Genomic DNA, 22,824 nt, shown 5'->3' with positions numbered 1-22,824 from the left:
GCAGGGGTTGGCTGTATAATCATGATGCATATGTAGCAAATCGAGCTATCACTAAGGAACCGGGCAACTATGCGTATAGACCTTAGATAACGAGGTGCAGTGATATGGACCAAAAGATTACGAATGAATACATAGGAAAAGAAGATTTGCTTCAAGCGCTTGATAGGCAGGAGTTTCGGCTGGTTTACCAGCCGAAGCTTAATTTGCAGACGGGCAGATTGATTGGTGCAGAGGCGCTGATCCGCTGGGAGCATCCTGGGCATGGAATGATTTCGCCGCTGGATTTCATCCCTGCAGCTGAAGAGACAGGCATGATTCTGCCAATCGGTGAATGGGTGCTCCGGACTGCTTGTGAACAGAACAAGGAGTGGCAGGAGTTGGGGCTTGCGCCAATTGTCATAGCGGTCAATCTTTCTGCTTCCCAGCTGTATCAGCATGATCTGGCGGAGAAGGTGCAATCGATCCTGGACACATCTGGGCTCGACCCGGAGTTCCTGGAGCTGGAAATCACGGAATCGATGACGATGGATGTCGAATTTGTGCTGCCTGTTTTGCATAAGTTGAAGCGGATAGGAGTCCGGATCAGTATGGATGACTTTGGCACCGGATATAGTTCCCTTTATCATTTAAAGGAATTTCCGATAGATAGTATCAAAATAGACCGGTCATTTGTCCAAAATTGCACGATTGACTCCAAGGATGCCACCATTGTCAAAGCGATAATTGGAATGGCGCACCAATTGAAGCTCAGAGTCAATGCCGAGGGTGTGGAATTCAAGGATCACCTTGTTTTTCTCCAGCAGAATCTATGTGATGAAGCACAAGGATATTTCTTCAGTAAACCTGTTGCGCCGGATGAAATCGTATCAAGCATTCCGCATTTGGAAGAAATCATCCCGAATGAAGGCCTATCATTGGAGTCTTCCAGACAGTCATGGCTGCAACGGGGCTTGGAACAATCACATCAGGACCTGCAGGAGATTGTCCGGAAGCAGCAGGGTATGATTTTCAAATATAGAAAGGAAAATGGGGAATTCATCCATGTCTTCAGTGATGGCGAGCTGATTTATCGGCTGCAGCTTACTCCGGAGCAAATCATCGGTAAGGAAATGCAGGATTTTCTTCCGGAGGCAGACAGAAAAAAGAAGTACTATGAGCGTGCGTGGAATGGAGAAGAAAATGTCATTTATGAATCGAGTGTAAATGGATTGAGATATGTCACCTCGCTTCGTCCTGTCGTCAGGAGCGGAAAAGTCGTCGAGGTAATCGGCTGTTCGGTTGATTTCAGAAAGCTTGGAATATAGGACGGAATTTGTTTAACACAACCTCCAGTATGGGCATCGCCTTTTATCCGGCAAATGGGAAGAAAGGGTATGAGCTGATGCGGAGTGCAGATACCGCCTTGTATCAAGCGAAGAAGGATGGCAAGAATATGTATCGGGCATTTTATGGATGAATCTCATTACGGGACTTCCTGTGTACAGACAATGTATACGGGGAGTTTTTAATATTGATGGGACAGTGGATAAGAAAAAAGACAGGCTTGCACCTGTCTTTTTTCAATGATATTTCAGTCTTTCATGCGATAACTTACAAATGACAGCGCGGAGGCGATGAGGGCACAACCCCCGCCTACGATGGCAAGGTTAGGCAGATTTCCATGGGCCACGACCAATCCGCCCAAAGCTGAACCGAGTGTGATACCGATGTTTACTGACACAGGTGTAAGGGAGGAAGCGAAGTCCCTGGCTGCTGTCGAGTAGGCTGCTGCCTGGTCCATCAAATAGATTTGGATGGTGGCATTCATGACATATATCATGACGGCCATCAGCATGATGCTGATCAATCCAGCTATGGTAATATCCATTGTCACATAAAGGGAGCCGATGATGATCGCTTGGATGATGAATGCGTAACGCAAATCCCCGATTCCGTTCCGGCCGGCGATTTTACCAGCCAGGAAGTTGCTTCCGATGGAGAAGACCCCATAAGCGAGCAGTACGATTCCAACGGATCTGGAAGCAATTCCCAATTCATCCTCGATGATCGGGGTGATATACGTGTAGATTGTATATGTCCCTGCAATGCTGAATGTCGGAATGAAGAAGCCGACGAGTATCTTGGGATTTTTGAAAAGAACGAGCTGCTTGAGCATGGAACTTTTCTCCCCGGCTGTCGTCTTTGGCAAAATAAACAGACTGATGAGGAACGCAATCGCCCCGAGCAGTGCTGTTGTCCAAAATGTCAGGTGCCAGGAGCCTAACTGACCGATGAAGGTACCCAGCGGCACGCCAAGGACATTGGCTATCGTAAAACCGGCAAAAATGAGTGCAATGACAGAAGAACGCTTTGCTGCCGGCATGGTATCACTTGCTATCGTCATTGCCAAGGCAGTCAGGACGCCACTTGCGGCTGCTGTGACGATGCGTGCTGCCAGCAGGATGCCGAAGGATGATGTCAACGCGCTGATGATATTACCAAGGATAAAAACAATAATCAGTGTCAGCATGAGCGGGTATTTCGGAAACCTGCTTACCCAGCCAGTCAATAGCGGAGTGCCGATTGCATAGGCAATGGCAAATCCGGAAACGAGTGTCCCTGCGGAAGCGACGGTTACATGCAGATCGGCAGCGACTTCTGTCAGCAAGCCGACAATGACGAATTCACTTGTCCCCATGACGAATGTCAGTAATGTCAGGGTGAATGCTAAAAATGTTTGTCTTTTTGTTAAAGCCATCGTGTCACTCCAATCGTTATATTTGTATATCGGAATAAATCGATATTAAATGCAGAAAGAAAAGAAATCCCTGAAGGATCTCTTGCAATTCGATTACAACTCTTTATCTAAGTATGCTGCCAGCTTCTGGATCGTCTCTTCGTTCCTGCGGTAATAGGTCCATTGATTATAACGGATCGATTCCAGCAGCCCAGCGCGCTGCATCATGGCTAAATATTGGGATACCGTGGATTGGGAAGCTTGGACCTTTTCCTGAATGTCCCCGACGCAGACGCCGCCCTTGTAATGGACCTCCTTCGGCAGATGAGCCTGCTGCTTGGGAAAATGCTTCTCCGGTTCTTTCAGCCAATGCAGGATTTGCAGTCGTTTCTCATTCGACAAAGCTTTGAATAATTCGATTGTATTCATGAATCCATTGTATATCGAGTTTTTCCGATAAAGCAACCATAAAAACTTGGAATGTATGAATACCGTTATTGCGTCTTTGTTAAATTTCCTGATGTTTAGACATGTTTACCTGGTTTATGGGGATGTTCATGGAGGCTTGGTCCATCTTGCAGTCACCGCTCTATCTTGCTATAATGCTTTAAGAAAATGGAATATGTTCGTTTCACACTGTATAACCTCAATAATTTGGTTTGAGGGTCTCTACCAGGAGCCATAACTCCCTGATTACAGATATCTATCTGTAATCGGGGAGTTTTTATGTGCCATTTTCGAATTCAGGATATAGAAAGGAAATGGAAATTGAATTTCAGAGTCTTTATATTAGCTATTTCTGTAATATCGGTAGGGTTAGTAGAGTTGATTGTCGGGGGGATATTGCCGACGATTGCAGCTGATTTGCATGTTTCGATCGGCCAGGCTGGTCAGCTGATCACTGTGTTTGCTTTGGTTTACGCATTATCCGGTCCGATTTTATATACATTGACGTCAAATATCGAGCGGAAGAAGCTCTTGCTCCTGACACTGGGTGTGTTCGTTTTGGGGAATGTCATTACCTATGTGAGCCCATCATTTCTTTTTGTCATGATCGCTCGTGTCATGACAGCAATGAGCACAGCATTGATCATTGTTCTTTCTTTGACTATCGCGGCAAAAATCGTCCAGCCGCAGCATCGCGCAAAAGCAATCGGTCTTATTTATATGGGTATCAGTTCCTCGCTTGTGCTTGGGGTTCCGATCGGTATCATCATCAGTGATGCTTTCGGCTGGAGGATGCTGTTTCTATTCATTGGCTTGATGGCCTTGCTTTCCATGATTTTGATTGCGTTCACGCTCGATAGGATCGAAGTCGAGCAGGTACAGTCCTTGAAATCCCAGCTGAAAGCACTGCGGAACAAAAAAATGCTGACAGCGCATTTGACGATGCTGTTCCTGCTTGCAGGTCACTATACAATATATGCGTATTTCACGCCTTTCCTGGAATCCGAATTGAATCTGAACACACAATGGATCAGTATTTGCTACTTTATCTTCGGTATAGCAGCAGTTGCCGGCGGAGCCTTCGGCGGAAGCCTGGCGGATAAATTCGGCTCCAAGGTGAGTATCATCCTTGTAGTCGCATCATTCGCCATCATCCTGTTCGTGCTGCCCTTCTCCACTGCTTCCTTCCCGTTATTCCTGGTGGTGATGGTAATCTGGGCCGCTTTAAGCTGGAGTCTGGCACCGCCATTGCAGAATTATATCGTGGAAACCGATGCAAAGACTGCCGGCATTCATCAAAGCTTCAACAACTCGGCACTGCAGATCGGGATTTCACTGGGGTCCTTAGTCGGCGGAGTGGTGAATGGAGCAACTTCTTCCATGCAGACGACAGCGCATGTCGGAAGTATCCTGGTCATCATCTCGCTTGCTTTTGCGGTATGGTCTTTGCGGAGTGCAGTTCAGAAGACAGTACAAAATCAATAGTGGTAAGCGGACAAGTCAATTGTCCGCTTTTTTTGTTTAAATATTGTCATGATGACCGCTTGTTATGGATAAAGGATTTTGTATAAGCTTGTCGTATTCCTCATTTAAACAATTTCTTACAAGGAAAGGTTGGATCGGATGCAGAAGTTCGGCTTGTTTGGCAGGTTCCTGGTAGATAAAGAAGATAGAGAAGAATTGAGTGAGATTCTTCTGGAGGCAGCAAAGGCCATGGGGGATGTAGAGGGATGCGAAGTATATCAGGTCAGTTTGTCCAATGAGGAGCCGCAAGCAGTATATGTATATGAGGTATGGAAAGATGAAGCAGCTCATCAGGCATCACTTGCCCTGGAAGTGACACAAACTTTAATCCATCGGGCAAAGCCCCTTATAACTGGAATGGAACGACTGAATACCCTGCAAACATTGGGGGGATTAGGTATGGATACTGATTGAAAGGCGGACAAATCACTTGTCTGCCGTTATCTTTAAAGGATGCGTATTTACACATTTAACTCATCCTATATCTGCAGGACAGCCATGCACATACAATCGGCTTCATTCATTATTTCTATATCCATCATATATTTCCAATTATGGTACCATGAAGTGAGAGATAAAATGGCTTGGATTGCAGGACTCAGGTTCGCTTTGAGTATTTTGAAGATTCGAAAGTCGGGGAGGGTTTGTGTTGGAAGATTTGAAGAATAGATTGAAAAAGGCAGCAGAGGAAATGGATTTCTCGGGAGTTGCTTATATAAAACAGGATCAGGAAAGCTGTTTCTTCCAAAATGGGTATGCCAATAAGCAAGAAAAGCTGGCTTTTGATAAGCAAACAAGGTTCGGAATAGCTTCCGGTGCAAAGGTCTTTACTGCTGTGGCAATTGCCAAGCTGGTAGAACAAAAGAAACTGGATTTCCATACGAAATTGGCAGATTGCCTATCGATTCCATTTCCTCATTTCCACCAGGATGTTACGATTCATCATTTGCTGACACACACGTCGGGAATTCCTGATTATTTCGATGAAGAGGTAATGGATGATTTCGAAGAGTTGTGGCGAACCTTGCCGATGTATCGGATGCGATCCGGTGTGGATTTTCTGCCTTTATTCCAGGATAGAAAGATGGCGTTTTCGCCGGGGGAGCGGTTCCATTATAACAATGCAGCATTCATCGTTTTGGGATTGGTAGTGGAAGAGCTGGCTGGTCAGCCTTTTACGGCATTCGTTCAGGACTATATTTTCGATCCAGCTGGAATGACGGAAGCTGGTTACTTTCCATTTGATAAATTGCCGGGTAATACGGCAGTCGGTTACATAAAAGAGGACGAAGGATATCGTTCCAATATTTATGCACTGCCGGTCAGAGGGGGAGCTGATGGCGGTGTGTATGTGAGTGCGTCTGATATGATGCGTTTCTGGGATGCGCTGTTCCAGCATGAGCTGCTGAACGCAGGACTTACGGACAAGCTGCTGACATCGCACGTTCAAGTGGATGAAGAAACATATTATGGCTATGGTATTTGGATGAAAAAAGAAGCGGGTGAAATCAAGAAGTTCTATGTTATCGGTTTTGACCCTGGCGTGAGTTTCCATGCTGCTTATTATCCGAAAAGTGGACGGAAGATAGTGGTCCCGTCCAACCATGGTGCTGGTCCGTTTTACATTGTTCGGGAAATCGAGGGGGGTGGCCGCGGTGGAGGATTTAACGATTGAGCTAGGCGAACGAGTATTGAATTGCCGGACGGCTGGCATTGTAATAAAAGATGATCACGTACTGCTTCACAAAAATAAAAAAGAGCCATTTTGGGCGCTTATCGGAGGCAGGATACAGCTGGGGGAGGATTCTGCACAAGCCGTGGAACGGGAATTCAAGGAAGAACTTGGCATTCCTGCAAAGGCACAGAGGCTGCTGTGGATAGTGGAGAACTTCTTTACCTATCGGGGTCGCCCATATCATGAATATTGCTTTATTTATTTGGTCAAGGATGTGGAAGATAGGCTTTTAGGGACCGGGGGAATCGTATCTCCTGAAGGATGCGATTTTTCTTATGAATGGATCTCTTTTGCTGGAATCAAGGAGCTCCCGTTAAGGCCCGATTTTTTACCAGAGAAGCTGGCAGACCTGCCTGCTGTACCAGTGCATCTCATTCATAGAGAAAGGACGGAATGAGATGCAGGTATAGGAAGGTAGAAGTTGAACAGCAATACCGTGGATATAAAGAAACAGAATGGATCTGCCTTGTGGCTGCTGGGCTTGCATAGTGAAACATTACGGTTCGAAAAGACGGCTGCTGGAATAGAAGCGAAATTGCCGCCCAGATCCACTCGCACATTACCCCAACTTGATCCAGGGCTTACATTTGAAAGGCATCCATGAACAACATCACTGTCAATTCTGTGAAACATACTACCGTTTGCGTCATTGAACAAATGGATTATATTTGTTCAAAAAGTTTTCTGAGCATTCAAATTGCTTGACTGCTTTTTCGTAAAAGGTGTAACCTCTTACATATAAGGTAGGTAAATAAACCTACTCAATTTGTAGGAGGTGGGGTTTGCTTGTGGGTGGACAGAAAGTAGCGGTGATTACAGGAGGCGGCAGCGGACTTGGGCAAGCTGTCGCATTGCGATTAGCAGAAGAAGGCATCGCAATCAGCGTTGTTGACGTATCTGAAGCAGCTGGTATGGAAACGGTCCGTTTAGTGGGGGAGAAGGGATCAAAAGCGATTTTTATAAAAGCGGATGTCAGCAAAGCAGAGGAAGTAAAACATTATGTAGATAAAACGGTAGAGGAATTTGGAACTATCGATATGTTCTATAATAATGCTGGAATCTCCGGACCGGGCGTCAAATTTGTGGACAATACCATTGAACAGATTGATATGGTATTGGGTATCAACCTGAATGGAGCCCTTTATGGTTTGAAATACGTTTTGGAAGTGATGCTTGCCAATGGCAGCGGGCGCATTGTCAATACATCGTCCACGGCTGGTGTTGTCGGTCAAGCGACAGTCGGCACCTATTCCGCGACGAAGCATGCAATGGTCGGCATCACGAAAACATTGGCTGCTGAGTATGCGGCGCAAGGCATCGTAGTGAATGCAATTGCCCCAGGCACAACGGAAACACCAATGGTTCGTGCATATAAGGAAAAGAATCCGGAAGCATTCGTAAATGCGACAGAGCCTATCCCGCAGAAGCGTCTTGGCCAGCCGGAAGAAGTGGCGGAGCTTGTCACCTTCCTGCTGACTGGAAAGGCATCTTATATCAATGGCGCGGTGGTGCCGATCGATGGTGGGTTCACGGCAATCTAAAAAACTAAAAGGGAGAGATTCTCATGGAACGGTTTGAAGATAAAGTAGTATTGATTACAGGCGGCGGTTCTGGACTGGGCCGTGCAGCAGCACTTCAAGTAGCAAAAGAAGGCGCAAAACTTTCCCTTGTTGATATAAGTGAAAAAGGCTTGGAAGAAACAAAGCAGGAAGTCCTTGCAGCAGCACCGGAAGCAGAAGTTCTTACAATTGTGGCAAACTGTGCAAACGAACCGGAAGTTGAGGCGTATGTAAAACAAACAGTTGATCAGTTTGGCAAGATCGACAGTTTCTTCAACAATGCTGGTGTAGAGGGAACACAGAATCTAACGGAAGAGTATCCTGTGGATGAATTCGACCGCGTTGTGAACATCAACTTGAATGGTGTTTTCTACGGTATGCGTCATGTATTGAAAGTAATGAAGGAGCAAGGTCATGGTTCTGTAGTGAATACAGCTAGCGTAGGCGGAATCCGCGGAATCGGCAACCAGTCTGGCTATGCAGCAAGTAAGCATGGTGTGGTAGGTTTGACGAAGAACTCCGGAATCGAATACGGGCAATTCGGCGTCAGCATCAAAGCCATCGCACCAGGTGCCATTATGACTCCAATGGTAGAAGGTTCCTTGCGTCAAATCGGCGGGGATAACTGGGAAGAGGCAGGCAAAGAATTTGTCAGCGTCAACCCGATGAAGCGCTTCGGTAAGCCGGAAGAAGTCGGTTATCTTGTTGCATTCCTTCTCTCCGATCAAGCGAACTTCATCAATGCTACTGTTGTGCCGATTGACGGCGGACAATCTTATAAATACTGATTTATATTTTCTTTGGAGGCCATCTGACCGATTCGGATGGTCTTTTTTATATTGAGAAAATCTTGCAAATTATACTGATTATGCTACGATATGGGTAAGTTCATAGTTTATTTTCACACTAGGGGATCCCTTCATAAGGGCTGAGATTAAGAGTGGTGACTCTTTAAACCCTCATAACCTGAACAGGTTCGGACCTGCGTAGGAAAGTGTAGACACTCGAGTTTACATGCTCTTTTGTATGTATTTTTCGCAGACAGTACACACCACTTTCCTTTTGGGGAGTGGTGTTTTTTATGTATTCCGGACTGTTCGTCAAGGAAGGTGATAGCAATCAAATTGATGGCAGTAACAGATGACAGGCATGATATTCCCGACTTGCTGCGTATTTTGCTGGATATTCATCCTTATGTCGATCATGTACAGATCCGGGAAAAGAACAAGCCGGCTGGAGCGGTGTATCAGCTATGCCGGGAGTTAGTGAAGGAAGGACTGCCAGAGGAAAAGCTTTGGATCAATGACCGGGTTGATGCAGCATTGCTGCTTGGCTTGAAGCAGGTGCATGTACCAGGGCATGGACTGCCATTGAAAGAGTTGAAAAGGCAGTATCCGGAGCTGCGGATCGGGGCTCCCGTCCATTCATTTGAGGAAGCCATGGAGGCAGAAGCAGCTGGTGCGGCATACGTGTTATATGGTCATTGTTTTCCAACGGCAAGCAAGCAGGGGAAAGCCCCTCAGCCGCTATCCAATCCAGTGCGAATCCGGCAGAGCATCCAAGTGCCGATGTATGGGATAGGAGGAATCACGGCAGAGAGGTTAGCTGTGCTGAAAGCGCTTGAATTGGATGGCGCTGCTGTAATGAGCGGTATTTTTTCAGCAAAACAACCGCTTGAGGCTGTAAAGGAATTAAGGGAGGAGTGTTCACGTCTTGAAGCAATCCAGTGAGGTAGCTGTGGTTGGAGGGGGTATCATCGGCAGTGCAATCGCTTATTATTTGGCAAAGGCAGGGCACCGGGTCGATTTATTCGAAGCCGGACAGATTGGGTCAGGCTCGACACGAGCCGCAGCGGGCATGCTAGGCGCCCATTCGGAGTATAAAGAGTTCGGTGCTTTGCTTTATTCCTTTGCCCGGACTAGCCAACAGCTGTACGAAGAAGCGGAAGCCGATATACGTGCGCTTACAGGGATAGATATCGAACGGCGTACAGGCGGATTACTGCAGCTTGTTTTTACGGCAGAAGAAAGAGCAAGGCTATCCGATATTTGTTCCTTGGAAGGTGTGACGTGGCTGGACCGAGCTGCTGCGGAAAAAGAAGTGCCGGGGCTGACCAAGTCCCTGGAAGGAGCGATCCATATAGCGGACGATGTACATGTCACACCAGCCATTGCCTGCAGAGGATTCTGTTCGGCAGCCAAAATATCAGGAGCCCGTATACATGCGTTCACTCGAGTGGAAGGCATTGCAAAGGAAGATGGGCAATATCGGATACAGACCTCCAAGGGAGAATGGCAGGCGGAGTATGTGGTCATTGCCGGCGGGGTATGGAGTAATGCCCTTTTGCAGCGGATTGGCTTGGGGACACCGGTATATCCGGTGAAAGGGGAATGCATCGCTGTCACCAATACAGAGATACCGCTCTCCTGCAGTTTATTCCATGACCAGCATTATATTGTTCCTCGGAACAATGATGAGCTGATCATCGGTGCAACAAAGGTCAGGGGAGATTGGAGTACAGAGCCGACATCCGGGGGTATACACAGGGTCATGGAGAAGGCGAGACAGATGCTGCCGGGGATAGATAAGATGCCTTTTCTCAGAAGCTGGGCCGGTCTCAGACCTCAGACGATCGATGGCAAGCCGCTGATCGGGGAGCATCCAGAGATGAAGGGATTATTCATTGCTGCTGGTCATCAGCGCAATGGGATTCTGCTTGCGCCGGTTACAGGTAAGATGATCTGTGACTTGATTGACGGTAAGGCAGTTCCTGAAGTATGGACGGAAGCGTTTCGAGTCGACCGACTGCATACCGATGAGGAGGTATTGATGTGAGCATTCAACTGAATGGCAGGCAGCATGCATTATCCGCTGACATCCGGAATATCGCCCAGCTGCTGTCATCCCTTTCTTTGGAGAATAGGATTGTGATTGTCGAACTGAACAACGAAATCATCGATAAATCTGCCTATGCAGATCAGCCTATAAGAGATGGCGATAAAGTCGAATTGATTCATTTTGTCGGAGGAGGATGAACGATGTTACAAATCGCAGATAAGACATTTGCTTCCCGTTTGCTGCTGGGGACAGGTAAATACCCGTCATTCGAGGTTCAAAAAGAGGCTGTCGATGTTTCAAAGGCGGAGATACTGACATTTGCGGTACGCCGGATGGATATTTTCGAGCCGTCCCAGCCGAATTTCCTTGAGCAGCTTGATTTGAAACGGTATACCTTGCTGCCGAATACGGCAGGTGCCAAAACGGCAGAGGAGGCTGTCCGTATCGCCAGGCTGGCGAAGGCCTCCGGCTTATGCGATATGGTGAAGGTGGAGGTGATCGGCTGTGATAGGACGTTGCTTCCTGATCCAGTCGAAACGCTGCGGGCAGCTGAAATGTTGTTGGAGGAGGGTTTCATTGTCCTTCCTTACACGTCGGATGATGTTGTGCTGGCCAAGCGGCTCATCGATTTGGGGGTGCATGCCATCATGCCGGGTGCATCGCCGATTGGTTCGGGAAAAGGTATCATCAATCCCTTCAATCTTCGTATGATCGTGGAACAGAGCAGCGTACCAGTGATTGTCGATGCGGGCATTGGTTCTCCGAAGGATGCTGCTTATGCCATGGAGCTCGGGGCTGATGGTGTCTTGCTGAATACAGCAGTTTCCGGTGCCCGGGACCCTGTGAAGATGGCGCGTGCAATGAAGCTGGCAATCGAAGCGGGCAGAATGGGGTTCGAAGCAGGCAGAATCCCGGAGAAGGACTATGCTGCAGCCAGCAGCCCGAGTGAAGGATTGTTTACCTGATGCGGGATCGTTATCGGAAGCAGGAATTGTTTATCGGCAAGGAAGGGCAGGCACGGGTCGAGAACGGTAGAATCGTGTTGATCGGCATGGGCGCATTGGGCTCTGCTTCAGCAGAAATGCTAGTGCGGGCAGGCATCGGGGAGCTGGTGCTCATTGATCGGGATTATGTCGAGCTTCATAATCTTCAGCGCCAGCAGCTGTATACGGAAGAAGATGCTGCTGCCTATTTGCCAAAAGCAGCAGCAGCAGCGAAACGACTAAAGGCTATCAATCAGCATGTAACGGTAAAACCAGTAATCGAAAATGTCGATCATCATAATATCGAGCAGCTGATGGAAGGTGCGGATGTGATTCTGGATGCTGCAGACAATTTTGAGACCCGGCTGATTGTAAATGATGCAGCGCTGAAGCATGATATCCCTTTCTTATACGGAGCTTGTGTCGGAAGCTATGGTGTGACATATCCGGTGCTGGGAGACAAAGCTTCCCCATGTTTGCATTGTCTCCTCGAGCAGCTTCCTGAGCAAAGTGAAACATGTGATACGGCAGGAATCATCAGTCCCATTGTCCAATGGGTGGCGTCCATGCAGGTGACACAGGCATTGCGGCTTCTATCCGGTCAAAAAGTAACGCCGGAATTATCTGCGTTTGATATTTGGACGGGTGATTACTCGAGAGTGGACGTACGGGGGCTGAGGGATTCAAGCTGTCCCAGCTGCAGCACAAATGCCACACTGCCCTTTCTGGACGGTGCCAGACAGACGAGGATGGATGTATTATGCGGCAGGGAAGCTGTCCATATCCGGCCTGGTGCCAAGAAATCACTGGATCTGCCGGCTTTGTCAGAGGAATGGGCTTCTGCGGTCGATCATGTCACTGCCAATGAACATTTGCTCGCCTTGCACTACAAAGGCCATCGGATTGTGTTATTTGCCGATGGGCGGGCAATCGTTCATGGCGTAAATGATATCGCCCGGGCGCGTTCCCTTTATGACAGTCTGGTCGGCTGATATTGTGTGAATTTTCAGTTGACGATGTATCTTATTCATGCTAAACTCCTTCATAACAAACGAATACAAAACTCTTATCAAGAGTGGCGGAGGGACTGGCCCGATGATGCCCGGCAACCTGCAAGTTAATCTTAGACTTGTATAGGTGCTAATTCCTGCAGATGAGAGAAGACACAGTGCGGTTCATTCGTCTCCCTGTCCTCTCAGGGAGGCTTTTTTTATGCGTAAAATCACTCGAAGGAGGCAACAAGGATGACAGCAGTTAAAATTGGATTGATAGGTTATGGTACCGTAGGCAGCGCAGTGGGGAGGACAATCCGCTCCCATCAGGAGAATCTGCAGACGATATTCGGGAAAGAAGTACAGGTGGCGGGTGTATTGGTGCGCGATAAACAGAAGTATGCAGGGCAAGTCTCGGATACACTTCTCACCGACGAAGCAGCGGAGCTTTTTGCAATCGAAAAGCTCGATGTAATCATCGAAGCGAGTGTGGGCATCGAGCCTGCCTTCAGCTATCTGAGTGAGGCAATCCATCGCGGCTGTCATATCATCACGGCGAATAAAGAGCTGATTGCATCCCGCGGGGCAGAACTAAAGCGATTGGCAAAGCAAAAAGGTGTCAGGCTGGAATATGAAGCAGCAGTGGCAGGCGGTGTCCCGGTAATCGGCACACTGAAGCAGCTCCTGCATATCAATCGTGTTGTCAAAGTGGAGGCGATATTGAATGGCACCTCCAATTTCATCCTGACTGAAATGGCCGATAAAGGATTGATATTTGAAGATGCACTGCGGCTTGCGCAGGAAGCCGGATTTGCAGAGGCGGATCCAGCCAACGATGTGGATGGCTGGGATGCTTTTTATAAACTGATGGTCCTGAGTGATTTATTATTCGAGGCCCAGCCGGATTGGGAAAAAGTGACGCGCAGGGGAATCCGGTCCGTTTCCGCGCAGGATATCCAGGAGGCAGCAGGAAGAGGCTGGAAAATAAAGCATGTTGCAACGCTTGAAAATGCAGGAGGGGAAGTCACAGCCTCTGTCGAACCGGTGATATTATCTGCAGATCATCCGCTGTACAGTGTCGATGGAGTGGATAATGCCGTGTGTATCGAAGGTGACCTGGTTGGCAAGCTGAAGCTCCAGGGTCCGGGTGCTGGTGCCTTGCCGACAGCAAGCGCCATTGTCGAGGATTTGGCTAATCTCGTCCATAAGCGAAAAGAGGTCGTTGTAAAACGGGAAATCCGATTTACCGAGAAAAAAGAGAAAGTACCTTTCGTCCATTTACCGACTGGTGAGACTGTTTCTATACACGCAGAAAGCGTAGAATCCAATGGACACTTTTATCGGGTTGCTTCCAGGGCACCAGCTAAGGCGGAGGCTTGATCTTCTGCGCTTGCCCTTTATTACGCAAGGAAATCGATGAAGCGATTGTTTATCATAGTGTGGACACTCAAATTTAAAGCTCATATGAAAAACGAATCATATCCCTGCACTGGATGCCATTTTCATGAATCGGTTCGTCGTAATGCCGGAGGAAATGATCCCGGTCGATTCCAGTCATGCGAAAGCCGCATTTCTGGTAGAAGGCGATTTGATCGATGCTGGAGTTGCCTGTTCCCACTTCCAAGAAGGCAAAGCCTTTTGCGCGGGCCTGTTCCATCGCATGACGGATGAGTTTTTTTCCGATACCTTTTCCTTGATGGGCTTCTCTGATTGAGATATTGATTATTTCTGCAGTGTCTTCCCTGTTCTTCACCAGGACATAGATGCCGAGAATGTGATTTTCTTTTTCAGCGACATAGCTGCTGCCTTCGCGAAGGTAAGCGGCAATTTGATTTTTAGAGGGATCGGCTTCGAGGAGAAGATCCATTGGCGGCGTTTCTGTTGGCTGGAGCTTTCTTATCTTCATTGTCTTACTCCTTTCCTTAGTAAAATAAAAGGCTGCCGGTATCCGGCAGCCTTTGTCATTTAACGATCATCACGGAGCATTTGGCTCGTTTTGCGACACTGCTGCTGACGCTGCCGAGTACGATTTCCTGGAGAGGATTCAGTCCGCGGCTGCCGATGATGATGAGGTCGGCTTTCGTGTCACGTGCGTGCTCAAGGATCATTGAGGCTGGCTCGCCATGCTTCATGATCAATTTGTAATGGATGGATGCAGCTTCGAATGCATCGCGGAATCGCTGGAGTTTCTCCTCGCGCTTGCTCTGGAGCTGGATTGGATCGCTGCTGTGCAGGACATCCGCTTTTGTCTTTTCATAATCCAGGACTTGAATTCCCTCGACATGTGTTTCAGGCTGCAGCTTTGCCAGCTGGATTGCGTGCTCTGCTGCGAGAAAAGAATGATCGGAAGCGTCGATTGCCACTACGATTTTCTTATACATGGATGCACCGCCTTTTAATGGTTTGATACTTTCACATATGCCGAATCGCTGGTTGTCAATCTGTGCATCAGTGCCTGACTGTCATTATTCAAGCCTTCCAAGGTGACAGTCGTCCCTTTCTCCCTGAATTTTAGCACGACTTTGTCAATCGCTGCCACTGCGGAGTCATCCCAGACATGCGTATTTGTAAAATCAAGGGTCACTTGTTTTACTGGATCCTCATAAGAGAAGCCATTCATGAAATCGGTCACGGAGGCAAAGAAAAGCTGGCCTGTGATAGCATATCGGATATGGTCTTTGCCAGTACTTTCTTCGATTTTCACTTTTGAAATCTTGGCAACGAAGAAAATGGCACTCAGCAGGATACCGATGAATACACCGATGGATAAATTATGCGTGGCTACCACCGCGATGACGGTCACGACCATGACAGCCGAATCCGACAAAGGCACGCGTGTGAGGCTGCGCAGTGAGTGCCAATCAAATGTACCGATGGAAACCATGATCATGACACCGACAAGTGCAGGCATTGGAATCATTACGACCCAGTCTCCCAAAACAAGGATGAGGAACATCAGGAATATACCTGCGACAAGGGTGGAAAGACGTCCGCGCCCGCCGGATTTGACGTTGATGACGGACTGTCCGATCATCGCACAGCCTGCCATGCCGCCGAAAAAGCCTGTCACGATATTGGCAATGCCCTGTCCGCGAGCTTCCTTGTTTTTATTGCTATCGGTATCTGTCATGTCATCGACAATCGATGCTGTCAGCAAGGATTCCAGCAGCCCGACGATCGACAGCGCCAATGCCGTCGGGAAGATGATTTGCAAGGTCTCCAAGCTGAAGGGGATATCAGGAATCAAGAAAGAAGGCAATGCTTGTTTGATTTCACCCAAGTCACCTACAGTCCGGACATCGAGATGCAATACGATGGACAGAATGGTCATTGCCAGAATGGCTACCAGGGGTGCCGGCACGGCCTTCGTGACGTAAGGGAACAGATAGATGATGGCAAGTGTGACACCTACTATGATGTAAGTGGTCGTATTGATCCCGATGAAATGCGGAACTTGTGCCATGAATATCAGGATGGCAAGTGCGTTCACAAATCCGATCATGACCGAACGCGGAATGAATTTCATGAAACGGGCAATACCTAAGACGCCAAATAGGAGCTGCAGGACACCGGTCAGGATGGTGGTGGCAAATAAATACTGCAAGCCGTGCTCCTTTACCAATGTCACCATCAATAATGCCATCGCGCCTGTGGCAGCAGAAATCATCGCAGGTCTTCCGCCGACGATGGCAATGATCACAGCCATGGAAAAGGATGCATATAAACCGACCATCGGATCTACACCTGCGATGATGGAAAAAGCGATTGCTTCGGGAATCAAGGCCAAGGCCACGACGATACCGGATAGGAGATCACCGCGGATATTGCCAAACCATTGTTTATTCAGTTTTGTTGCTGACAATCTACATACACCTCATTTTATATATAATGTGTTGACTTCCAAGTCTCATAGAAGTCGCGTCCGAATTTTGTTAAGCTTACTGTAACATGATGGAAGTATTTTGTGAACCAAAACAAACGTTTTTGGTACCATATTTGGGGTGAGCCGGAATGAAAATCGCATATATAAGGGAATTTGTACAAGAAAAATGGGCGCTGCAGCCAAAAGAAATAAAAAGCTGTGAAACAGTGATAGAAGAAAGGGAGGATGTACAAGGACAGCCTTTACTCGAGGAACTATTGGAGAAGCTGCAGCCAGGAGATGAGGTGGTTGTACGCAAATTGTACAGTTTGGCTAACTCGACAAAGCATCTGATCGAAATTTGCCGGAATCTGAAGGAAAAGCAAGCTGTCCTGGTATCGATAGAAGACGGGATCGATACCAGGGAAGATTCGTTTTTTCAGCATCTGGAACAGATTGCCGATTTTCGGAAAGAAGTGGTCGGGGAGAGGACCAAAGCAGGCCTGTCTGAAGCCAAATCGAGGAATCGGATAGGGGGAAGACCGCGGAAGCCGGACAGGAATGTGCAGAGGGCGATTGATATGTATCGCAGCAAAAAATATACGATAGCGGAAATTACCATTGAAACGGGCATAAGCAAGACAACGTTATATCGTTATCTGCAGGAGTAGATTATGTCGAAGAAGGAAGTCAAACAAGCGTTTGAATAATAGGCAATAAACAAAAAAAGACAGTACTCCTCGTTAAACAGGATACTGTCTTTTTTGCTCCTTGGGTAAAAACTCAAATCACATCCGGACAGAACGCATCCAAATGCCAAAGCTTAAAAAATCATGCCAGTCAGGAAGAGTATGCTGCGGATGCCGGGCAGCTGTGTGACAGAATCGAATAAATTAATTCGCAAGCCGAATGTTTCCTTGAATTCGTCCAATATGGAGTTTGGGGCTTTGGCAAAGGTGATTTCCATTGCAGATCAGGACATCACACAAGGCTGCAACACCATATGTCGGCGGGAAAAACTTCGTGATTTCCTGGACGAATCCAGGCAGCTGTCTGATCGGGATGTAGATGCCGAGCAGAAAAGCCGGATAAGGTCCCGATCAATGTGCCCATGGATGAAAAAATTTCGTGATTGGGTCGGGACAGTTCAGCTGAGGAAAAACAATGGCAGTTGGCGTATCCTGCCAATAAGAGCATGTAAGCTGCCATCCATCGTTCTTGAACAAACGTTTGATAAATGATGTCTGACGGGAAAAAGTAAGTGATGAGGAGGAGAAAACGATGAAGATGATTACACTCCAAGATGGAACCGAACTTCCGGCAATCGGACAAGGAACATGGAATGTAGGGGATGATGAGTCGAAACGGCATGATGAAATCCAAGCGTTGCGGACAGGGATCGATCAGGGGCTGCTGGTGATCGACACAGCCGAAATGTACGGATACGGCCGGTCAGAGCATCTTGTACGGGAAGCTATTGCTAATAGAAGGGAAAAAGTCTTCCTTGTTTCAAAAGTTCTACCTTCCAATGCCGCATTCGATGATGTATTGGAAGCTTGCAATCATTCCCTGGAGCGTTTAGGCACTGATTATCTGGATTTGTATTTGCTGCACTGGCGAGGAGCAGTCCCGCTTGAGGAAACGGTAGCTGCTTTTGAACAGCTGAAGGAAGAAGGGAAGATCAAGCGCTGGGGTGTATCGAATTTCGATACAGATGATATGGAAGAGCTGTGGAAGATCGAGGATGGAAAGAATTGCGCAGTTAACCAAGTACTATATAATCTCACAGCCCGAGGAATCGAATATGATTTGCTGCCTTGGCATAAGGAAAAAGGGATACCGATCATGGCGTATTGTCCATTGGCACAAGGGGACCGGAAGAAAATCCTGCAAAATGCCGCTGTCCGGGAACTGGCAAAAATATATGATGTATCTGTTTCCCAAATTGCTTTGGCTTGGACGATCCGGTCTGGCCAGGTTCTCAGCATACCGAAATCCGGACAAGCTGCGCATGTGATGGAAAACGCTGATGCGGGCAATCTTGTATTGAATGAAGATGATCTTGCAAAAATAGACAAGGAATTCCCGCCGCCAGCGTCGAAAGTACCGTTGGAGGTCGTGTGAATGCATAGGCATTTTACATGACAGCCTATGCAGGCAACGCTATACTAAATACGATAAAAACCGCTAAAGGAGTGCTTTGGATGAACTATGTAACACTAAACAATGGCTTGAAAATGCCACAGCTTGGCTTTGGAGTATGGCAGGTAGGAAACGAAGAAGCAACTGCTGCAGTAGCAAAAGCACTTGAAGTTGGTTATACCAGCATCGACACAGCCATGATTTACAAAAATGAAGAAGGTGTCGGCAAAGCGATCAAGGAAGCGAATGTGAACAGGGAAGATTTGTTCATCACTACAAAAGTGTGGAACTCCGATCAAGGATATGACAACACAATCGCTGCCTTTGAAGCAAGCCTGGAGCGCCTTGGCCTGGATTATGTGGATCTTTATCTTATCCACTGGCCGACACCGCAATATGACGAGTATGTAGATACTTACAAAGCATTGGAGAAGCTTTACAAAGACGGCCGCGTGAAAGCGATCGGCGTATGTAACTTTGAGATTGAGCATCTCGAGCGTCTGATGAAAGAAACAGAAATCACACCGGTATTGAACCAGGTTGAATGCCACCCGTACTTGGCACAAAACGAGCTGAAAGAATTCTGCAAGAAGCACGATATCTTCGTTGAAGCATGGAGCCCGCTTGACCAAGGCGGCGATGTGCTGAAGGATGAAGTCGTAACTGCTATCGCTGAAAAGCTTGGCAAAACAGCAGCCCAAGTCGTGCTTCGCTGGCATCTTCAGAATGACACAATCGTCATTCCGAAATCCGTGACACCATCCCGCATCGAAGAGAATTTCCAAGTATTCGATTTCGAGCTTTCTGCTGAGGATATGGATGCCATCAACAAATTGGATGCCGGACGCCGCAAAGGTGCACATCCAAATGATATGAACGTACGATAAGGAAAACGGAAAGAGGCTGGGACAAAAGAGTTCCAGTAACAGGAAAGCCCGAACGAGGACGTGAATCTTGAAATGAAGATACGCGTAAGTTCGGGTTTTTTGCGTTGATTTAAATTAGGGTGGACAGAACAGAGACTCCTCGGAAGCATTTCAGTCATGTGAGTTCTTTGACTGTTTCCCCTTCGATCATTTCCGGCTGATAATAAATTTCATTCGGTAAATCTTTCTTTCCTTGAAGCTTCATGATGATCCAATCAGCGGCATCACGCCCCATCAGTTCTTGCGGATGGGTCAATGTAGTCAATTGGATATTGGCATTTTTGGCAATATAGGAATTGTCCTGACCGATGATGGACAATTTGTCTGGTACTGCTATATCTAGTTGTCTGCATACATTCACTACTTCTAATCCGACTTCATCGTTGTAGCATATGATGGAAGTCAGCGTCTCCTTATATTCTGTGAGGAATTTTTTCATATTCATACGCAAATCTTGTTTGGTTTCTGTATCGAAAGAGAGTACATGCTCGGGCTGAAAAGGTAATTTAGCTTCACCGAGCGCTTTTATATACCCTTTCATTCGATACTTTCCTTGTAAATCATCCATTTTTGCAACAAGACCAATTTGTGTATGTCCTTTATTTATCAATAGATTTGTAGCAAGATAACTGGATTGTACATCGTCCAGGCATAGATAAGGTACATCCAATTCCTCGTAATGAGCATTGATCATGATAAATGGTATATCTTTTTCCTTGAATGATAGGTAATAAGCAATATTGGGATTGTATAAATTACTCCTGGTAGGCTCGACTATCAAACCATCCACTCCATAAGATAACATCATTTCCAAAGCTTTTTTTTCCTGTTCTACATCATTATTGGTACTAGCTAATAGCAAGGAATAGTCCTCTTCATTGAGACGCCCTTCAATCCCGCGGATGATCGAAGGGAAGATATAATCGGATATATAGGTTGTAATGACGCCGATTGTTTTATTGGTGGGTTTACCGGAGGATTTGTACTCACCGCTGACATAAGTCCCGGATCCTTTCTCGCTTCTCAGGAATCCTTCGGTGGCTAATTCCAAGATTGCCTTGCGTACAGTGTGGCGGCTGACGTTATAAGTTTCTTGCAAAGCCGATTCAGTGGGAATCCGTTCTCCTACGCTATAATCTCCTGATAAAATCTTACTCTTTAATTCTTCTATAATGACCTGATATTTTGTTTTCATATTTCTATCACTTCCCAAGATTTATTAGCGGACTAATTTAATTACGAATGATATTTGTATGGACATATTCTATCATTTGCAACCTGGAAAGAAAACAAAATCCGTATTTTAAAGAGATGGTGTTAGGGGATTTTTGATTATCCTCTGATCTTGATAGCGGGTGAATGAGTTATTTGTAAGTACATATTTAAAAATTGTTGACATTTGTACGTACAGAAAATATACTGAAGTCATTAAATGAAAGCGCATTCTCAAAGGGGGTGCTTTCAATATAGGGGGGTTCAGATCCTATGAATCGAGATGCTATCACACAAGCCATCATAAGGGGAGATACGTCACTTGGTATTGAATTTGGGTCCACTCGCATAAAAGCAGTGCTGATCAACAATGGTTTTGAGACGATCGCGTCCGGAAGCTATGATTGGGAAAATCGCTTGGAAGGTGGAATCTGGACGTACAATCTGTTGGATATCATTACCGGTATGCAGACTGCTTACAGTGAAATGAAACAAGAAATTGAACGAAGTTATGGTGTTACCATCCGCACAATCGGTTCCATCGGGTTTTCGGCCATGATGCATGGATACATGGCCTTTGATAAAACTGGTGAACTGCTTGTTCCGTTCCGGACTTGGCGCAATGCAACAACTCATGCTGCCGCAAAGGCATTGACCGATGCATTCCGATTCAATATTCCTGAAAGATGGAGCATAGCGCACCTTTATCAGGCAATTTTAAACGAGGAAGAACATCTGCCGCGTTTAAATGTGATCACTACATTAGCGGGATTCGTACATTGGCTCCTGACAGGCAACAAAGCCATCGGGATAGGTGATGCATCGGGAATGTTCCCGATTGATGAGAGGACACAGAATTATAACGAGCGGATGATGGAGCAGTTTGAAGAGATGATTGCAGGAAAAGGTTATCCGTGGAAGTTAAAGGATATTCTCCCTAAGGTATACAAAGCTGGCGATCAAGCGGGCTCATTGACGGATGTCGGAGCGAGGATCCTGGATCGGTCCCAAAATTTGCAGCCGGGAATTCCTGTTTGCCCTCCGGAGGGTGATGCGGGTACAGGCATGGTCGCGACAAACAGTATAAGAAAACGGACAGGGAATGTCTCGGTCGGGACCTCCGTCTTTGCCATGGTAGTGCTGGAGAAGGAGCTTTCGGAGGTGTACCCAGAAATAGATATAGTGACTACGCCGACAGGAAGCCCAGTTGCAATGGTCCATGCAAACAATTGTTCAAGTGACCTGAATGCCTGGGTCGATATATTCCGCGAATTTGCCGAGGCGCTGGGAATGGAAGTGAAATCGGATTTATTATTCGAGGTACTGCTGCATGAAGCTTTGCGCGCAGAACCAGATGGCGGCGGTTTGCTTAGCTATGGTTATTTATCAGGCGAAAATATCACTGGTTTTGAAACTGGGCGTCCCTTATTTGTCCGTTCACCCAAGAGTAATTTCAATCTTGCTAATTTTATGCGAACGCAGCTGTTCAGTGCTTTCGGGGCATTGAAAATAGGAATGGATATCCTGAATAAGCAGGAGAGAGTGGCAATCGACAATATCGTTGCGCATGGCGGACTTTTCAAGACACCTATAGTGGGGCAGAAAATGGTGGCCGCTGCGATGGATGCTCCTGTGTCGGTAATGCCTACAGCGGATGATGGCGGAGCGTGGGGTATTGCCCTGCTTGCTGCGTATATGGCGCATCGAGAGGAACAGGAAAGCCTCGGTCATTTCCTCGACCAGAAGGTTTTTGATTCCGTTCATAAGCAGGAAATGTATCCCGACGCATTTGATGTGAGGGGTTTTGAGGATTTCATTACGAGATATGAGCGTGGGTTGGCAATCGAGCGGGCAGCAGTTGATCATTTAATTTAAGGATTGGAGGATC

Annotated in this window: 25 protein-coding genes and 3 riboswitches; of the genes, 19 read left to right on the top strand and 6 right to left on the bottom strand. The window is 47.0% G+C overall.

Annotation, left to right across the window (positions count from 1 at the left end; all coding sequences use genetic code 11):
* Positions 1-104 precede the first annotated feature (104 nt).
* Entirely contained in the window at positions 105-1,304 is a 1,200-nt protein-coding gene (locus MHI54_RS07375; RefSeq protein ID WP_095216284.1) for an EAL domain-containing protein, read from the top strand.
* Positions 1,305-1,312: 8 nt separating this feature from the next.
* Positions 1,313-1,456 (top strand): diguanylate cyclase, encoded by a 144-nt coding sequence (locus tag MHI54_RS07370; protein ID WP_143594494.1) that lies wholly within the window; start codon positions 1,313-1,315, stop codon positions 1,454-1,456.
* A gap of 114 nt (positions 1,457-1,570) precedes the next feature.
* On the opposite strand, the gene MHI54_RS07365 is transcribed toward MHI54_RS07370, so the two are convergent.
* Both MHI54_RS07365 and MHI54_RS07360 read right to left on the bottom strand, forming a co-directional pair.
* Positions 1,571-2,737: an MFS transporter gene (locus MHI54_RS07365; RefSeq protein WP_095216286.1), complete on the bottom strand. Its 1,167-nt coding sequence runs from the start codon at positions 2,735-2,737 to the stop codon at positions 1,571-1,573.
* Positions 2,738-2,830: 93 nt separating this feature from the next.
* Positions 2,831-3,145, bottom strand: a complete 315-nt coding sequence (locus MHI54_RS07360) for a metalloregulator ArsR/SmtB family transcription factor (protein ID WP_038565330.1) — start codon at positions 3,143-3,145, stop codon at positions 2,831-2,833.
* 187 nt (positions 3,146-3,332) lie between these two features.
* A riboswitch (purine riboswitch) is annotated at positions 3,333-3,432 on the top strand.
* A 52-nt stretch (positions 3,433-3,484) separates the two neighbouring features.
* Between MHI54_RS07360 and MHI54_RS07355 the strand changes: the two genes are divergently transcribed.
* From MHI54_RS07355 to MHI54_RS07300, 12 genes are all read left to right on the top strand, one after another.
* Entirely contained in the window at positions 3,485-4,648 is a 1,164-nt protein-coding gene (locus MHI54_RS07355; RefSeq protein WP_095216287.1) for an MFS transporter, read from the top strand.
* A gap of 138 nt (positions 4,649-4,786) precedes the next feature.
* Positions 4,787-5,101 (top strand): putative quinol monooxygenase, encoded by a 315-nt coding sequence (locus MHI54_RS07350; RefSeq protein WP_095216288.1) that lies wholly within the window; start codon positions 4,787-4,789, stop codon positions 5,099-5,101.
* Between the two features lie 277 nt (positions 5,102-5,378).
* Positions 5,379-6,362, top strand: a complete 984-nt coding sequence (locus tag MHI54_RS07345; protein WP_095216331.1) for a serine hydrolase — start codon at positions 5,379-5,381, stop codon at positions 6,360-6,362.
* The gene (locus MHI54_RS07340) at positions 6,343-6,819 is read left to right on the top strand and encodes an NUDIX hydrolase (RefSeq protein ID WP_340082789.1); all 477 of its coding nucleotides are present in this window, start codon (positions 6,343-6,345) and stop codon (positions 6,817-6,819) included. Before MHI54_RS07345 ends, MHI54_RS07340 begins: the two co-directional genes overlap by 20 nt.
* 391 nt (positions 6,820-7,210) lie before the next feature.
* The gene (locus tag MHI54_RS07335; RefSeq protein WP_095216332.1) at positions 7,211-7,963 is read left to right on the top strand and encodes an SDR family oxidoreductase; all 753 of its coding nucleotides are present in this window, start codon (positions 7,211-7,213) and stop codon (positions 7,961-7,963) included.
* 23 nt (positions 7,964-7,986) lie between these two features.
* The gene (locus tag MHI54_RS07330; protein ID WP_095216291.1) at positions 7,987-8,769 is read left to right on the top strand and encodes an SDR family oxidoreductase; all 783 of its coding nucleotides are present in this window, start codon (positions 7,987-7,989) and stop codon (positions 8,767-8,769) included.
* Positions 8,770-8,879: 110 nt separating this feature from the next.
* A riboswitch (TPP riboswitch) is annotated at positions 8,880-8,991 on the top strand.
* A 99-nt stretch (positions 8,992-9,090) separates the two neighbouring features.
* A complete protein-coding gene (locus MHI54_RS07325; RefSeq protein ID WP_233135056.1) occupies positions 9,091-9,711 on the top strand; it encodes a thiamine phosphate synthase in 621 nt (206 codons plus the stop codon).
* A complete protein-coding gene (gene thiO / locus MHI54_RS07320; protein ID WP_340082787.1) occupies positions 9,695-10,816 on the top strand; it encodes a glycine oxidase ThiO in 1,122 nt (373 codons plus the stop codon). The genes MHI54_RS07325 and thiO overlap by 17 nt, the downstream gene beginning before the upstream one ends.
* Positions 10,813-11,016, top strand: coding sequence for a sulfur carrier protein ThiS (gene thiS / locus MHI54_RS07315; protein WP_095216293.1), 204 nt, complete (start codon positions 10,813-10,815; stop codon positions 11,014-11,016). Before thiO ends, thiS begins: the two co-directional genes overlap by 4 nt.
* Before the next feature lie 3 nt (positions 11,017-11,019).
* Complete coding sequence (locus MHI54_RS07310) at positions 11,020-11,784, top strand: thiazole synthase (protein ID WP_095216294.1); 765 nt, start codon at positions 11,020-11,022, stop codon at positions 11,782-11,784.
* A complete protein-coding gene (locus MHI54_RS07305) occupies positions 11,784-12,794 on the top strand; it encodes a ThiF family adenylyltransferase (protein WP_095216295.1) in 1,011 nt (336 codons plus the stop codon). Before MHI54_RS07310 ends, MHI54_RS07305 begins: the two co-directional genes overlap by 1 nt.
* A 71-nt stretch (positions 12,795-12,865) precedes the next feature.
* Positions 12,866-12,962: riboswitch (SAM riboswitch) on the top strand.
* A gap of 84 nt (positions 12,963-13,046) precedes the next feature.
* The gene (locus MHI54_RS07300; protein ID WP_340082786.1) at positions 13,047-14,174 is read left to right on the top strand and encodes a homoserine dehydrogenase; all 1,128 of its coding nucleotides are present in this window, start codon (positions 13,047-13,049) and stop codon (positions 14,172-14,174) included.
* 73 nt (positions 14,175-14,247) lie between these two features.
* Here MHI54_RS07300 and MHI54_RS07295 read toward each other — a convergent pair whose 3' ends face one another.
* From MHI54_RS07295 to MHI54_RS07285, 3 genes are read right to left on the bottom strand one after another with little or no spacing between them, the layout of a single operon-like run.
* A complete protein-coding gene (locus MHI54_RS07295; RefSeq protein ID WP_095216297.1) occupies positions 14,248-14,700 on the bottom strand; it encodes a GNAT family N-acetyltransferase in 453 nt (150 codons plus the stop codon).
* A 55-nt stretch (positions 14,701-14,755) separates the two neighbouring features.
* Positions 14,756-15,175: a universal stress protein gene (locus MHI54_RS07290; RefSeq protein WP_340082783.1), complete on the bottom strand. Its 420-nt coding sequence runs from the start codon at positions 15,173-15,175 to the stop codon at positions 14,756-14,758.
* Positions 15,176-15,189: 14 nt separating this feature from the next.
* Positions 15,190-16,656: a SulP family inorganic anion transporter gene (locus MHI54_RS07285; RefSeq protein WP_095216299.1), complete on the bottom strand. Its 1,467-nt coding sequence runs from the start codon at positions 16,654-16,656 to the stop codon at positions 15,190-15,192.
* Positions 16,657-16,805: 149 nt separating this feature from the next.
* On the opposite strand from MHI54_RS07285, the gene MHI54_RS07280 reads away from it, so the two are divergent.
* The 4 genes from MHI54_RS07280 (at position 16,806) to MHI54_RS07265 (ending at position 19,685) form a co-directional block, all read left to right on the top strand.
* Entirely contained in the window at positions 16,806-17,327 is a 522-nt protein-coding gene (locus MHI54_RS07280) for a recombinase family protein (protein WP_095216300.1), read from the top strand.
* Positions 17,328-17,507: 180 nt separating this feature from the next.
* On the top strand, positions 17,508-17,897 hold the full coding sequence (locus tag MHI54_RS07275; protein WP_095216301.1) for a hypothetical protein: 390 nt from the start codon (positions 17,508-17,510) through the stop codon (positions 17,895-17,897).
* Between the two features lie 40 nt (positions 17,898-17,937).
* Positions 17,938-18,780, top strand: a complete 843-nt coding sequence (locus MHI54_RS07270) for an aldo/keto reductase (RefSeq protein ID WP_095216302.1) — start codon at positions 17,938-17,940, stop codon at positions 18,778-18,780.
* A gap of 80 nt (positions 18,781-18,860) precedes the next feature.
* Complete coding sequence (locus MHI54_RS07265; RefSeq protein WP_095216303.1) at positions 18,861-19,685, top strand: aldo/keto reductase; 825 nt, start codon at positions 18,861-18,863, stop codon at positions 19,683-19,685.
* 154 nt (positions 19,686-19,839) lie between these two features.
* Here the strand turns inward: MHI54_RS07265 and MHI54_RS07260 are convergent, their stop codons facing one another.
* Positions 19,840-20,919, bottom strand: coding sequence for a GntR family transcriptional regulator (locus MHI54_RS07260; RefSeq protein ID WP_095216304.1), 1,080 nt, complete (start codon positions 20,917-20,919; stop codon positions 19,840-19,842).
* Between the two features lie 290 nt (positions 20,920-21,209).
* On the opposite strand from MHI54_RS07260, the gene MHI54_RS07255 reads away from it, so the two are divergent.
* Positions 21,210-22,811, top strand: coding sequence for an FGGY-family carbohydrate kinase (locus MHI54_RS07255; protein WP_340082782.1), 1,602 nt, complete (start codon positions 21,210-21,212; stop codon positions 22,809-22,811).
* Positions 22,812-22,824 lie beyond the last annotated feature (13 nt).

The organism is Terribacillus sp. FSL K6-0262, from assembly GCF_037977385.1.
Taxonomy (GTDB): Bacteria; Bacillota; Bacilli; order Bacillales; family Amphibacillaceae; genus Terribacillus.
Note: the sequence above shows the minus strand (reverse complement) of the source record. Positions and strands in the feature narration are given on the sequence as shown.

Bases quoted from the DNA above. Each gene is read 5' to 3' on its own strand.
- MHI54_RS07375 (WP_095216284.1), top strand. From the start codon at position 105: ATGGACCAAAAGATTACGAATGAATACATAGGAAAAGAAGATTTGCTT.
- MHI54_RS07365 (WP_095216286.1), bottom strand. From the start codon at position 2,737: ATGGCTTTAACAAAAAGACAAACATTTTTAGCATTCACCCTGACATTA.
- MHI54_RS07360 (WP_038565330.1), bottom strand. From the start codon at position 3,145: ATGAATACAATCGAATTATTCAAAGCTTTGTCGAATGAGAAACGACTG.
- MHI54_RS07350 (WP_095216288.1), top strand. From the start codon at position 4,787: ATGCAGAAGTTCGGCTTGTTTGGCAGGTTCCTGGTAGATAAAGAAGAT.
- MHI54_RS07345 (WP_095216331.1), top strand. From the start codon at position 5,379: ATGGATTTCTCGGGAGTTGCTTATATAAAACAGGATCAGGAAAGCTGT.
- MHI54_RS07330 (WP_095216291.1), top strand. From the start codon at position 7,987: ATGGAACGGTTTGAAGATAAAGTAGTATTGATTACAGGCGGCGGTTCT.
- MHI54_RS07310 (WP_095216294.1), top strand. From the start codon at position 11,020: ATGTTACAAATCGCAGATAAGACATTTGCTTCCCGTTTGCTGCTGGGG.
- MHI54_RS07305 (WP_095216295.1), top strand. From the start codon at position 11,784: ATGCGGGATCGTTATCGGAAGCAGGAATTGTTTATCGGCAAGGAAGGG.
- MHI54_RS07300 (WP_340082786.1), top strand. From the start codon at position 13,047: ATGACAGCAGTTAAAATTGGATTGATAGGTTATGGTACCGTAGGCAGC.
- MHI54_RS07295 (WP_095216297.1), bottom strand. From the start codon at position 14,700: ATGAAGATAAGAAAGCTCCAGCCAACAGAAACGCCGCCAATGGATCTT.
- MHI54_RS07290 (WP_340082783.1), bottom strand. From the start codon at position 15,175: ATGTATAAGAAAATCGTAGTGGCAATCGACGCTTCCGATCATTCTTTT.
- MHI54_RS07280 (WP_095216300.1), top strand. From the start codon at position 16,806: ATGAAAATCGCATATATAAGGGAATTTGTACAAGAAAAATGGGCGCTG.
- MHI54_RS07275 (WP_095216301.1), top strand. From the start codon at position 17,508: ATGCTGCGGATGCCGGGCAGCTGTGTGACAGAATCGAATAAATTAATT.
- MHI54_RS07270 (WP_095216302.1), top strand. From the start codon at position 17,938: ATGAAGATGATTACACTCCAAGATGGAACCGAACTTCCGGCAATCGGA.
- MHI54_RS07265 (WP_095216303.1), top strand. From the start codon at position 18,861: ATGAACTATGTAACACTAAACAATGGCTTGAAAATGCCACAGCTTGGC.
- MHI54_RS07260 (WP_095216304.1), bottom strand. From the start codon at position 20,919: ATGAAAACAAAATATCAGGTCATTATAGAAGAATTAAAGAGTAAGATT.
- MHI54_RS07255 (WP_340082782.1), top strand. From the start codon at position 21,210: ATGAATCGAGATGCTATCACACAAGCCATCATAAGGGGAGATACGTCA.